This is a genomic window from Amycolatopsis taiwanensis DSM 45107, from assembly GCF_000519205.1.
In the GTDB taxonomy this organism is placed as follows: domain Bacteria; phylum Actinomycetota; class Actinomycetes; order Mycobacteriales; family Pseudonocardiaceae; genus Amycolatopsis_E; species Amycolatopsis_E taiwanensis.
Map to the genome: position 1 here is coordinate 173,154 of NZ_JAFB01000003.1, position 12,117 is coordinate 185,270.

Consider the following 12,117-nt stretch of genomic DNA (forward strand, 5'->3'; position numbering starts at 1 on the left):
CCGCTTGCGGTGAGGCACGCAACCGGCACCGCTACCCGCACCGCCACGCAAACTCTATGGTGGCTTTTATGAACAAGGGAGACCTGGCTCCGGATTTTACTCTGCCCGACGACCACGGCGAGCCACGCGCCCTGCACGACTTCCTGTCGGCGGGTCCCGTGGTGCTGTTCTTCTACCCGGCCGCGATGACGGCCGGGTGCACCGCGGAAAGCTGCCATTTCCGGGATCTGGCCAAGGAGTTCGCCGAGGTCGGCGCACAGCGCGTCGGCATCAGCCCGGACGCGGTGGAAAAGCAGCGCAAGTTCTCGGCCCAGCACGGCTTCGACTATCCGCTGCTGTCCGACCCGGATGGCGCGGTGGCCACCCAGTTCGGTGTGCGCCGTTCCTTCGGGCCGCTCCTCACCCGGCGGCAGACCTTCGTCATCGGTCCCGACCGCCGGGTGCTCGAAGTGATCAAAAGCGAGCTGCGCATGTCCGTGCATGCGGACAAGGCGCTGGCGGCCCTGCGCGCCTTGCGCACCTAGACGAGCAAGCCGGAACTGGTCAGCGGTCGATGCCGTCCCGATTCAGGTGAACAGCGGGATCGCCATCCAGATCCCGACTCCGATCAACGTGGCCGCGAACAGGTAGTCGATCCATCGCCGCGACCGCTCGCTGCGAAACAGCGCCGTCAACGCGCGTCCGCCGAGGGCCCAGACGATGAACGCGACGAGGTTGTTGAGTGTGAAGACAACCGTGATGGCCAGCACCGTGGACACGTCGTCGTTGGTGGGCGGCCGCAGGAATTGGGTGAACAGAACGGAGACGATGTAGTACGCCTTCGGGTTCAGCAAGAGCACGATCGCACCGGCCCACAAGCCGACGCTGTGCTCCCGGACGGAGGCCGTGCAGGCTTTCGGATCCCCGTTCGCGCGGGCGGCGCGGATGAAACTCAACGCGAGCCAGAGGATGTAGAGACTGCCGACCGCGCTGAGCACCTTCGCCAAGACCGGGTACTCGAGAATCGTGGCGCCCATCCCGAGCCCGATCAGCGCTGTCACCACGAGGGTCGCGACGTGATAGCCAGCAAGGGCTGGCACTGCTGCGCGCAATCCCTTGGACGCGCCGACGGCGGCGAAAAACGTATTGCCGGGGCCGGGACTGTACGCGAGCGGGAACAGGAACAACAGCAGCGCTGTGAGCGTCTCCGCGCTCATGCAGCCATCAGACAAGTCGCAAGCCTCACGCGACCAGTCTTCGAGAAGTGCAGCACCCACGCTGGCGGAAATCGGCCGTTACGACTCAGCCGGCCGCCGGAAGGCAGCGGTGACAACCTCGCTAGACCAGGAAGCCAGGCCGTCGGCGAGAGCCTCGCCGACGGCCACGTTTCGTGCTCACCTCAGTTGTAGATCGCGCCCTGCGGGATATCCGTGTCGTTGCGCAGAGCGTCGAACAACTGCTTCGACTTGGTCTTGTCCCAGTTCTCCGCCGAGCCAGAGGTCACCGGGACGGTCGTGGTCACCACGCCGCCGGAGGACACACCGCGCAGTGCCCACGCCAGGCCGAGGAGATTCTGCAGGTGGTCGCCCGAGTCCATGGTGAGCGCGTCCGGCGCCGAGGACAGCAGCGGGAACAGGTCGAACGGGTTGAGCAGGGTGCCCGGGCTGGCGATCTCACCGGCCAGGGCGCCCATGAACTTCCGCTGGTTCTCCACCCGGTCGAGGTCGGACCGCGGCGTCGCGTCGCTGTGCCGCATGCGGACGAAGCCGAGTGCATGCGCGCCGTCGAGCTTCTGGCAGCCCGTCGGGATGCTGATGTTGGTGAAGTCGTCGTGCATCGGCTTGTCGATGCACATGTCCACACCGCCGATCGCGTCCACGATGTTGGCGAACCCGCCGAACCCGATCTCGGCGTAGTGGTCGATGTGCAGGCCGGTCGCCTGTTCCACGGTCTGCACCAGCAGCGGCGGACCGCCCAACGTGAACGCGGCGTTGATCTTGTTCTTGCCGTGCCCGGGAATCGTCACCTGCGAGTCACGCGGCAGGCTGAGCAGTGTCGGCTTCGTGCTGTTGTCCGGCAGATGCGCGATCATGATCGTGTCGGTGCGCTTGCCACTCGCGGCCTTCGCGTCGCCGGTGGCGAGCTGCTTCTCCTGCTCCGGGGTCAACCCCTCCCGGCTGTCCGAGCCGACGATCAGCCAGTTGGTGCCGGAGGCCGCGGCGGGCCGGTCGGACACGTTGGCGAACGCCTCAACGCGGTTGATCGACGTGTCCAGGTAGATCCACACCCCGGCGAGGAACACCACCAGCAGCACCAACAGCGACAGCAGGATCTTGCCGATGCCGAACCGGCGCTTACGCCGCGGGCGTGGCCCTGGTGGTTGTGGCGGCTCCTGCCCTCCCGGTTGGGGCTCGTAGCCAGGTGGGGTGGGCATTGCCCTGGTCGCGGGCGGCCCGACCGGTGGGCGCGCCCGGTTCGGGTAGCCGGCCTCGCGACCGGGCAGCGGCAGCGCCTGCGCCGACTGGTGCTGTCTCGGCCCTCTCGGTTGTTGCCGCCCGCGCGCTTGGTAGCCCCCGTAGTCACCGCCGTAGCTCATCCTGCGCTCACCTGTCCCCGATCGATCATTTGCGGTGCACAGTGAACCGCACGCGTTGTCCAGACAGACGCCTGGCTCCCCGAAAGGTTGCCGGACCTGCTCGATTTCCTGATTGTCGGTGAGTTCGGCGTTCTGCGTGGTCGCTCTCAGCCCAGCAGGGCGATCCAGCGATCGGTCGAGGTGACGATGGTGATGATCGCGCGGCTCGCGTCCTGCACGACGCCGGCGGCGATGACCCGGCGCGAGGCTGAGCAGGGGCGCAGGCCGGTGGCCAGCCAGAGGTTGTAGGCCAGCCATGCGAGGTTGGCGGCGAGCATGCCGGTGAACGCCGCCGCCGACGCCCGTCCGGGGGTGCCGCCCGCGTCGAGGTAGCCCTCCAACGCCGCACGCACGATGTGGGGCGCAGGCTGCGGACGGCCGAGGTCCCAGGCCAGGTTGAACACCTGGTGAACCACCTCCCACCAGGGAACTTCGGGTCCGGCGTGATCGAAGTCCACCAGGACGGGGCCGTGGCTGGTGAGCAGGATGTTGGTGCGACTGACGTCACGGTGGGCGAGGTGGAAGCGGGGACCGGCGGCCAACTCCGCGTGGACCCGCCTACTCGCCTCGGTCACGACCCGCAGCAGGGCGCGCGCCTGTCGATCGGTCAGCACACCAGCGGCAGTGGCCGTGGCCAGCCAGTCCGACCAGTCCGGGACGGGGTGGACCGGATAGGCCGCCTCGGCCGCGGGATCGCCGGGAAGCTCGAGACGGTTGATCGCCGCCAGCGTCGCGCCTGCCCAGGTTGCCAGTTCGGGGTCGACGACGGTCGGCCCGGCGACGTCCACCCAGGTGCAGACCCGCGCGAACACGTCCTCATCGAGGCGGGCCCAGTAGCCGACCGCGTCGCCACGAGGTTCGACGGGCACGGCCATTGACACGCCCGCCGTCGCGGCGGCACGTTCCAGCGTCCCGGACACCCGCATGGCGCAGAGTTGCCAGTCCGCGGGAGAGCGCAGTGTTTTCACCAACCAGCGACCGCGGTCGGTGTCCAGCTTCCACCGGCCGGCCGAACTTCCACCCCGCAACGGCACCAGCGGCGACCGTGGTCGCCCCAACACGAAAGCCCCGGTAACGGAACGACCGTCAACGCCCATGCGCCAAGACTTCCTCGGGACCGGCCCTGACGCACTGGCTACGGCGTCTGGTCGAACTGACGGTCGTGCCCACTACCACGGCTGCACCCGCACGGAATCGTCCAACTCGATCGGTGCACGTTTGCGGGCTCGCTCCTGGGCCTCTTCCGGGAGTGCGTCGGCGACGAGCAAGCGTGGCAGCAGCGCACTTTCATTTGTCAGCGCGCGGAAGACAAGGTTGATCGTGACTTCGTGGTCTGGACGGTGCACCACCGTTATCCCATCCCCGCTCCGGATAACACCCGGTTCGATCACCCGCAGGTAGGCCCCCGGGGCTGCCCTGGCGGTGAAGGTCTTGACCCAGCCACGCTCACCAAGCCATCCAGCGAAGACACGGCAAGGAATCCGAGGAACCGCGACCTCGAGAACAACGTCGGCACCGATCTGCCAGCGCTCGCCGATCAATGCACCAGTGACATCGATTCCGCTGGTGGTCAGGTTCTCTCCGAAGGCCCCGCACGGCAGGGGCCGAGCCAACTCCACCGCCCACGTATCCAAGTCTTCGCGCGCGTAGGCATAAACGGCCTGGTCGTTCCCACCGTGATGCCGCAGGTCGCAGACTCGATCATCGACCAGCCCGCTACCACCAACGCCCTTGAGACCAGGCGCACGCACCTCGACAGGGCCCGCCACGGGCTTCTTGTCGATACCCGTCACGCCAAGATCCGAATACCCGGTCGTGGTAGCAGCGCCGAGGTTCAGCGACAGCAGGAACGGCACGACCGGACACTAGCCCGCAGTGCTCCGCCCCCAGAAACTGTTTTCCGCTCACCGACAGCATCGCGCCCCTGCTCCGGTACGTCTCGGGCGGTCGCTCTCCAGTCCACAACTCAAGCCGGATGGGCTACCGGGGAGGCAATGGTGGTTGCGTAGGTTCGCACGAGTACCCGGAGCATCGCCGCGCCGGTGACCAAGGCAATCACCTGGATCGCTGCCGCCACGCCCAGATTCTGCGGCATCGCCGAATCGGCAACGGGACCCACGAAGGCTCCGTACGCGGTGAACGGCAGCCTCCATGCGTTCCAGGCGAACAAGGAGCCGGATCCCAGCCAGAGCGCCACCGTCGGCAACCACCGTGGCAGCCGCGCCGGGCGCCTGTTAGCCGTTGTCCAGGCACCCGCGGAGCCAACCAGTGCCCAAACGGCCGACACAGCCATAAGCAGTCGCCCGTCGGTATCGGGCTCGGCTGGCGACGCGAGCCCCGCGGTGCCGCCGGCCGCCCAGTAAAGCCAGCAGGCGCTCAGCACGGCCCCGGCGACCAAGAGCCAGGCACTCGCCCTGGCGAGGCCGTCCTGCCTCTCGTCCACGGCTACGCGGTCGCCGATCCTGCCGGTCAGGGTCCGCGGCCACCGGCGGCGCAGGTACGCCGGCAGCGCGACGGCGAGCCCGAGCCCCATTCCCACGAAGCTGACCTGGATGAACACCGCCTCCCAGCCAGGAGCGGAGGCGCCCTGTTCGACCTGTGTGCCGTCGGACGGGTCCGTTAGGGAATCCAGCGCCGCGTACGGCAGCATGGAGACGAGGAAACCGCTGGCGATCCAGCCACAGAAGAGCAGGGGCGCCGCCGGCAGGCGCATGCCCCAGGGACGGACCAGGGCCAGCGCCAGGAGGATGCCGATCACGGCCATGCCGACGGTTACCGTGTTGAGCAACACCCACTGGGTCACGCCCATGCCCTGTGGGGGTATCAGCCCGAGGAGCACTCCGGCGACCCAGAACACCTTGATCAGCAAGTATGGCGCCATCGCCACCGCAGCACCGTAGGCCGCACCGCGTCCGACGCGGTCGAACCGATCCACCAGTAAGCCCCTCTCGTTGTTCCCTGCGGACATCCTCTGGGAGCAAGGCTGAGAAATCTGAGGATCGGCCGGGGAGAACGCATCTTCCCGGTGAGCAAATGAAGGTTCCAAGTCAGCGGCGCGCCAACCCACCTGACCTGTCCGGTCCGCCCGCCCCAACCGGGAACTCGGCCGCCCAAACCCGAAACTCGGCCGCCCCAACCGGGAACTCGCGCGCCCAAACCCGAAACTCGGCCGCCCCAACCGGGAAACTCGGCCGCCCAAACCCGAAACTCGCGCGCCCTAACCGGGAACTCGGCCGCCTGAACCCGGAACTCAGGCGCCCGAGCCGGGAACTCGGTGTCCTGGACCGGGGACACGCCGGGAGCTAGAGCGGGAGGCGTAGCCGACGGTCCGGGTCGGCCGACCACGCGAGCCCAGGTGCGACGCCGGCGGCGTCCAGGGCGAACTCGCCCACCAGCCGGTCCCACACGCGCGGCCGGCACAGCATCGCGTGCCCCTCCGCGAGCACCTCGAACCGCGCGACCCGCGCAGCCTGCGCACGGGCCCGCCACGCGAACGTGTAGGACTCGGCCGGTTTCGTCGTGCGGTCCAGGGTGCCGTGCGCGATCACCACGTCCCGACCGGCCACTCCGTCCACCGGCTCACCGTCCGGCGTCCACGGCGCCAGCGCGCACACCGCGGTGACGGCCGGGTCATCGGCCACTCTCAGCGCCACCCGGCCACCCATGGAATGCCCGAGGAGGAACACCGGTATGCCGGGGTGTTCCGCCCGGATGCGCGCGAGTGCCCAGCGCGCGTCGACGACCGGATGCAGGTCCGGCTCGTTCCAGCCGCGGACCCGGTTACGCAGCACCCGCACCTCGACCCCGTGCCCGGCCGCGGCCCAGCGGACCGCCCTGGCCAGCGGGAGCATGCGCAGGTAGGCGGGCCCCCACGGGTAGGTGCGGCGCAGGCCGGCCTCGGCACCGCCGTGCAAAACCAGCGTCACCGCGCGCACCGGGCCGCGCGCCCGCAAGACCGACATGCTGGGCGCGTCGCCGACCGGGCGATCGGCCATAAGCCTGTCCACCACAGTCATCAGTGTTGTCACGTGATCACGCCGCGGCGGGCTCGTCGGCGAACTGCGTCTGGTAGAACTCGGCGTATCGCCCGCCCGCCGCGAGCAGGGCCTCGTGTGTACCGCGTTCGACGATGCGGCCGGCCTCGACGACCAGGATCTCGTCCGCGGCGCGGACGGTGGACAGCCGGTGCGCGATGACCAGCGCCGTGCGGCCGGCCAGTGCCTGCGTCAGGGCTTCGCCCACGGCAGCCTCGGATTCGGAATCGAGATGCGCGGTGGCCTCGTCAAGGACGATGACGCGGGGTTGCGCCAGCAGCAGGCGGGCAATGGTCAGCCGCTGCCGCTCGCCGCCGGAGAGCCGGTAGCCGCGCTCCCCCACCACGGTGTCGAGGCCGTCCGGCAGTGCGCGCACCAACTCGGCGAGCCGTGCCCGCGCCAGCGCGTCCCAGATCTCGTCCTCACCGGCGCCGGGCCGCGCGTACTCCAGGTTCGCGCGGATCGTGTCGTGGAACAGGTGGCCGTCCTGGGTCACCACGCCCACCGTGTCCCGGATCGCCGCGAACCCCAGGTCCCGAACGTCCACACCGGACAGCCGGACCGCGCCGGAATCGACGTCGTAGAGCCGGGGCAACAGCGACGCGATGGTGGACTTGCCGGCGCCGGACGAGCCGACCAGCGCGACCATCTGACCCGGCTCCGCCCGGAAGCTGATGCCGTGCAGCACCTCGTCTCCACCTCGTCCATCCACTGTGGACACATCTTCGAGCGAGGCGAGCGAGTACTGGTTCGCGGCCGGATAGCTGAACCGCACGTCGTCGAATTCGACCGACACGCCCCCGCCGGGAACGGTGCGAGCGTCCGGCTTCTCGGTGATCATCGGCTTCAGGTCGAGCACCTCGAAGATCCGCTCGAACGAGACCAGCGCCGTCATCACGTCCACCCGCACGTTGGCCAGCGCCGTCAGCGGGCTGTAGAGCCGGGTCAGCAGCAGCGCCAGCGCCACCACGGTGCCCGGTGCCAGTTGCCCCTGGATCGCCAGCCACCCGCCAAGGCCGTACACCAGCGCCTGCGCCAGTGCGGACACCAGGGTCAGGCTGGTCATGAACCACCGGGTGAGCATCGCGGTGCGCACCCCGATGTCGCGGACCCGCCCGGCCCGGCTCCCGAACTCCTCGGCCTCCAGCCGCGGGCGGCCGAACAGCTTGACCAGCGTCGCGCCGGGCGCGGAGAAGCGCTCGGTCATCTGCGTGGTCATTCCGGCGTTGAGCTGCGCCGACTCCCGCTGCAGGTCGGCCATCCGGCGGCCCATCCGGCGGGCCGGCAGCACGAACACCGGCAGCAGCACCAGCGCCAGCACGGTCACCTGCCAGGACAGCGTCATCATCACCGCGAGCGAGAGCACGAGCTGGATCACATTGGTGACCAGCCCGGACAGGGTGGCGGTGAAGGTCCGCTGCGCCCCGATCACGTCGTTGTTGAGCCGGCTGACCAGCGCTCCGGTGCGGGTGCGGGTGAAGAACGCGATCGGCATCCGCTGCACGTGTTCGAACACCGCGCGCCGCAGGTCGAGGATCAGGCCCTCCCCGATCCGCGCGGACTGCCAGCGTTCCACCAGTCCGAACCCGGCGTCGGCGATGGCGAGCACGGCGACCAGCACGGCCAGGGTGATCACCGTGTTGGCGCCGTGACGGCCGACAATGCTGTCGACGACCTTGCCGGCCAGCACCGGCGTGGTCACCGCGATGACCGCGGAAATCACCGTCAGCACCAGGAAGACCGACAGGTTCAGCCAGTACGGTCTGGCGAACCGCGCCACCCGCCGGATGGTGCCCGGGGTAAGCCCCCGGGGCGCGTCGGCGCCGTGCATCGCCGATCTCAGCAACGACCAGGTGTTGTCCACGTCAATCCTCCAGTCCCTCCACCGTTACCCTAAAACCTCGACCTTACTCAAGGTCCACTCCGCGTATGCCCTGGACAACACGCCGCTGGAAGCTATTCTTCCCAGCCGGCGCCAGCCGGTCTCACTACGCAGGTAATCTTGCCGGTCATGGGCGTTGAAGTGCAGGCGGCTCCCCGTCCGCGTACGCGCTCACCATTGGCCGGCGACCTCGTCTTCTACCTCGGCTGCCTGATCTACGCGATCGCGACCGCCCGTACCTCGGAGTTCTACGGCTTCCGGATCTGGGGTGCCTTCGCCCTCATCGGTTACGGGCTCGCGGCCGCCTACACCCTGTGGCTGCTGCGGCAGTCCGGGCGGGTTTCCCGCTGGCCCGGCCTCGCGGCGATCGGCCTGTTCGCCATGGTGGTGCCGCTCGGGGTGCTCGTGGTCCGCCGATTGACCGGCGTGGACTGGCTGAACACCCCGTTCTCCTGGAGTGCGCAGCCCGAGGTGTGGGTGATCGAGCGCTCGGCGAACCTGCTGTTGACGCACGGCACGCCGTACGTGGACGTCACGGCGTTGGGCCGGGCGCCGGAGGTCAACGACTACACGCCCTACGGCCCGGTGATGGCCCTGTTCGGCCTGCCACGCGCGCTCTTCGGCGGCACGCCGGTGACCGACGCGCTCACCGACGCACGGCTGGTCTTCGCGCTCACCGCGTGCGTGTGTGCCTGGGGCACCCTCAAGCTGATCGGCTTCCCGCGGGTGCCCGTCCGCGCGGCACAGCTCGCCGTCGCCTGCCCGCTGACCGCCCTGACCTGGGCCGTGGCCGGCCCGGACCTTGCCATACTCGGCATGCTCGTGGTGGCCGGCGCGCTGGCGGTACGAGACCGCCCGATCGCCTCCGGGATCGTGCTCGCGCTGGTGATCAGCGCGAAAATCATCGTGCTGCCGGCCTTCGTCGTGCTGGCAGTGCTGGTGTTCGCCCGGCTCGGCAAACTCGCGGCGTGCCGGTTCGCCGGTGCCGCCCTGGCCGTGCTGGCACTGGTCAACGTGCCGGTGCTACTGGTGGATCCACCGGCGTTCGTCGAGCACGTGATCCGGTTTCCGGCCGGGCTCGGCGCGGTCGCCTCGCCCGCCGCGAGCCCGCTGCCCGGTCATCTGATCGCCAGCACGGGCGCGGCCGGGCGAGTCGCCGCCTTCGTGCTGCTCGGCGCGGCCGCGCTCGCGATCATGGTCTGGCTGCTGCGCCGCCCGCCCATCACGGGTTCGGACGCCATGCTGCGCATCGCCGTCGGCCTGGGATCGTTCACGCTCCTCACGCCGGCCACACGATTCGGTTACCTGGTTTACCCGCTCGTGCTGCTGGGTGCGATGTTGTGCTTCGGCAGAGCCGAGCCGCTCACTTCTTCTTCACGCGAGTAGCGCCGCCCCGTCCCCGCAACTGAACGCCCGATTCCGAAAGAACCCGGTGCACGAAACCGTACGAACGTCCCGTTGACTCGGCCAACGCACGAATACTGGCGCCCTTCTCGTATTTCTTCTTCAGGTCAGCGGCCAGCTTGTCGCGCGTGTTGCCGGTGATGCGCGCACCCTTCTTCAGGTCAGCCACGTCGATCCGCCTTCCTCCACACAGTGTCGTTCAGAGCCGTCCGGCCCTACTCTCGCAATGATCGAACACCTGGGGCCGGAATGCCAGCCAAGCGGGGAAAATAGTGCCTGCCGGAGGTGATATTGGGCCGTTCCGGGGTGGTTGCCTACTTCAACTAACAAAGATCTTGTTTGGTTTCCGTTTGTTGGCGCTTTGCCCGGTGACGCCCTGGTCACGACCGAACGGCCCAACCGCCGTCAGGCCGGGCCGTTCGGTAGCGCTGGAAAGCATGCTCGATAACCGTCCGCAATCGCGTTTAGCGGAATACCGGACTGTTTACTTCACGCCAACTGGACGAGTTCCAAGTAATCCGGCGACCAATGGTCCTCGGTGCCGTCCGGCAGCAGGATGACCCGTTCCGGTTCGAGCGCCTCGACCGCCCCGGGATCGTGCGTCACCAACACCACGGAACCGGTGTAACTGCGCAACGCCGCCAGCACCTGCTCTCGGCTGGCCGGGTCGAGGTTGTTGGTCGGCTCGTCCAGCAGCAGCACGTTCGCCGCGCTCGACACCAGCCCGGCCAGCGCGAGCCGGGTCTTTTCGCCGCCGGACAGCGTCCCCGCCTGCTGGTCCAGCTGCTCGCCGGTGAACAGGAACGAGCCGAGCAAATTCCGCAGTTCCTGCGCGCCGGTGTCCGGCGCGAGATGCCGGATGTTCTCCCACACCGTTGCGCCGTGGTCGAGCGTCTCGTGCTCCTGCGCGTAGTAGCCGAGCCGCAGCCCGTGCCCGGGCACCACGGAGCCGGTGTCCGGCGTTTCCATCCCGCCGAGCAGGCGCAGCAGGGTGGTCTTGCCCGCGCCGTTCAGCCCGAGCACCACGACCTTGGAGCCCCGGTCGATCGCGAGGTCGACGCCGGTGAAGACCTCCAGCGAACCGTAGATCTTGGACAGTCCCTCGGCGGTCAGCGGGGTGCGTCCGCACGGGGCCGGGGCCGGGAACTTGATGTTGGCGACCTTGTCCGCCTGGCGGGTTTCGTCGAGGTTCGCCAGCATCTGCTCGGCCCGGCGCGCCATGTTCTTCGCCGCGACGGCCTTGGTCGCCTTGGCACCGAGTTTCGCGGCCTGCTGGCGCAACGCCGCGGCCTTCTTCTCGGCGTTGGCCCGCTCGCGGCGGCGGCGCTTCTCGTCGGTCGCGCGCGCCTCGAGGTAACGCTGCCAGGTCATGTTGTAGAGGTCGAGCTCGGCCCGCGTGGCATCCAGGAACCAAACCTTGTTGACGACCTCGGCAAGCAGCTCGACATCGTGGCTGATCACCACCAGGCCACCGTCGTGGGCCTTGAGGAACCCGCGCAACCAGTTGATGGAGTCGGCGTCGAGATGGTTCGTCGGCTCGTCGAGCAGGAGGATGGTGTCCGAGCGCCCGGAGGCGCCCACGTCCGAGGCGGCGAAGAGGATGCGCGCCAGTTCCACCCGCCGCCGCTGGCCGCCGGAGAGGGTCAGCAGCGGTTGGGCCAGCACCCGCTCGGGCAGGCCCAGGTTCGTGCAGATCCGCGCCGCCTCGCTTTCCGCCGCGTATCCGCCGAGCGACGCGAACCGCTCCTCCAGCCGCCCGTACCGCCGGATCGCCCGGTCGCGCGCGGTGTCGTCGGCCATCTCTGACATCTCGGTCTGGGCCTTTTCCATCTCGCGCAGGAGGGTGTCGAGGCCGCGGGCCGAGAGCACCCGGTCCTTCGCGGTGACGGACAGGTCGCCCTCCCGCGGATCCTGCGGCAGGTAGCCGAGTTCGCTCGCGCGGCGGATCTCGCCCGCGTATGGCTCGCCCTCACCCGCGAGCACCTTCAGCGTGGTGGTCTTGCCGGCGCCGTTGCGGCCCACCAGGCCGATACGGTCGCCCGGCTGGATGCGGACAGTGGTGTCGGACAGCAGGATGCGCGAGCCGGCGCGCATTTCCAGGCCGGTGGCCGTGATCAAGGAAACTCCCGTGGACGGGGGTGAACGTGGACGGCGAAACGGGACAGCTCTCCCCAAAGAGCTGC

11 protein-coding genes are annotated in these 12,117 nt (G+C 68.9%); 2 read left to right on the plus strand and 9 right to left on the minus strand.

The genetic code is table 11. The features are described from left to right. Positions 1-68: 68 nt before the first annotated feature. Positions 69-524, plus strand: a complete 456-nt coding sequence (locus tag A3CU_RS0100795) for a peroxiredoxin (RefSeq protein ID WP_027940641.1) — start codon at positions 69-71, stop codon at positions 522-524. 42 nt (positions 525-566) lie between these two features. Here the strand turns inward: A3CU_RS0100795 and A3CU_RS0100800 are convergent, their stop codons facing one another. The 7 genes from A3CU_RS0100800 to A3CU_RS0100830 form a co-directional block, all read right to left on the minus strand. Beyond that, complete coding sequence (locus A3CU_RS0100800) at positions 567-1,196, minus strand: LysE family translocator (RefSeq protein ID WP_027940642.1); 630 nt, start codon at positions 1,194-1,196, stop codon at positions 567-569. Between the two features lie 182 nt (positions 1,197-1,378). After that, complete coding sequence (locus tag A3CU_RS0100805; RefSeq protein WP_027940643.1) at positions 1,379-2,575, minus strand: LCP family protein; 1,197 nt, start codon at positions 2,573-2,575, stop codon at positions 1,379-1,381. A gap of 146 nt (positions 2,576-2,721) precedes the next feature. Continuing rightward, positions 2,722-3,648, minus strand: coding sequence for an aminoglycoside phosphotransferase family protein (locus A3CU_RS0100810; protein WP_169739573.1), 927 nt, complete (start codon positions 3,646-3,648; stop codon positions 2,722-2,724). A 135-nt stretch (positions 3,649-3,783) separates the two neighbouring features. After that, positions 3,784-4,470 (minus strand): MOSC domain-containing protein, encoded by a 687-nt coding sequence (locus tag A3CU_RS0100815; protein ID WP_156960183.1) that lies wholly within the window; start codon positions 4,468-4,470, stop codon positions 3,784-3,786. 110 nt (positions 4,471-4,580) lie between these two features. Next, a complete protein-coding gene (locus A3CU_RS0100820) occupies positions 4,581-5,501 on the minus strand; it encodes a hypothetical protein (protein ID WP_211246303.1) in 921 nt (306 codons plus the stop codon). A 415-nt stretch (positions 5,502-5,916) separates the two neighbouring features. Continuing rightward, complete coding sequence (locus A3CU_RS0100825) at positions 5,917-6,609, minus strand: serine aminopeptidase domain-containing protein (protein WP_027940647.1); 693 nt, start codon at positions 6,607-6,609, stop codon at positions 5,917-5,919. 37 nt (positions 6,610-6,646) lie between these two features. Beyond that, the gene (locus A3CU_RS0100830; protein WP_027940648.1) at positions 6,647-8,512 is read right to left on the minus strand and encodes an ABC transporter ATP-binding protein; all 1,866 of its coding nucleotides are present in this window, start codon (positions 8,510-8,512) and stop codon (positions 6,647-6,649) included. 147 nt (positions 8,513-8,659) lie between these two features. Between A3CU_RS0100830 and A3CU_RS0100835 the strand changes: the two genes are divergently transcribed. After that, positions 8,660-9,916 carry a glycosyltransferase 87 family protein gene (locus tag A3CU_RS0100835; RefSeq protein WP_027940649.1) on the plus strand — a complete coding sequence of 419 codons (1,257 nt, stop codon included), beginning with the start codon at positions 8,660-8,662 and terminating at the stop codon, positions 9,914-9,916. Here the strand turns inward: A3CU_RS0100835 and A3CU_RS0100840 are convergent. Continuing rightward, complete coding sequence (locus A3CU_RS0100840) at positions 9,894-10,103, minus strand: helix-turn-helix domain-containing protein (protein WP_005437638.1); 210 nt, start codon at positions 10,101-10,103, stop codon at positions 9,894-9,896. The genes A3CU_RS0100835 and A3CU_RS0100840 overlap by 23 nt on opposite strands. A gap of 320 nt (positions 10,104-10,423) precedes the next feature. Then, a complete protein-coding gene (locus tag A3CU_RS0100845; RefSeq protein WP_027940650.1) occupies positions 10,424-12,052 on the minus strand; it encodes an ABC-F family ATP-binding cassette domain-containing protein in 1,629 nt (542 codons plus the stop codon). Between the last annotated feature and the right edge of the window lie 65 nt (positions 12,053-12,117).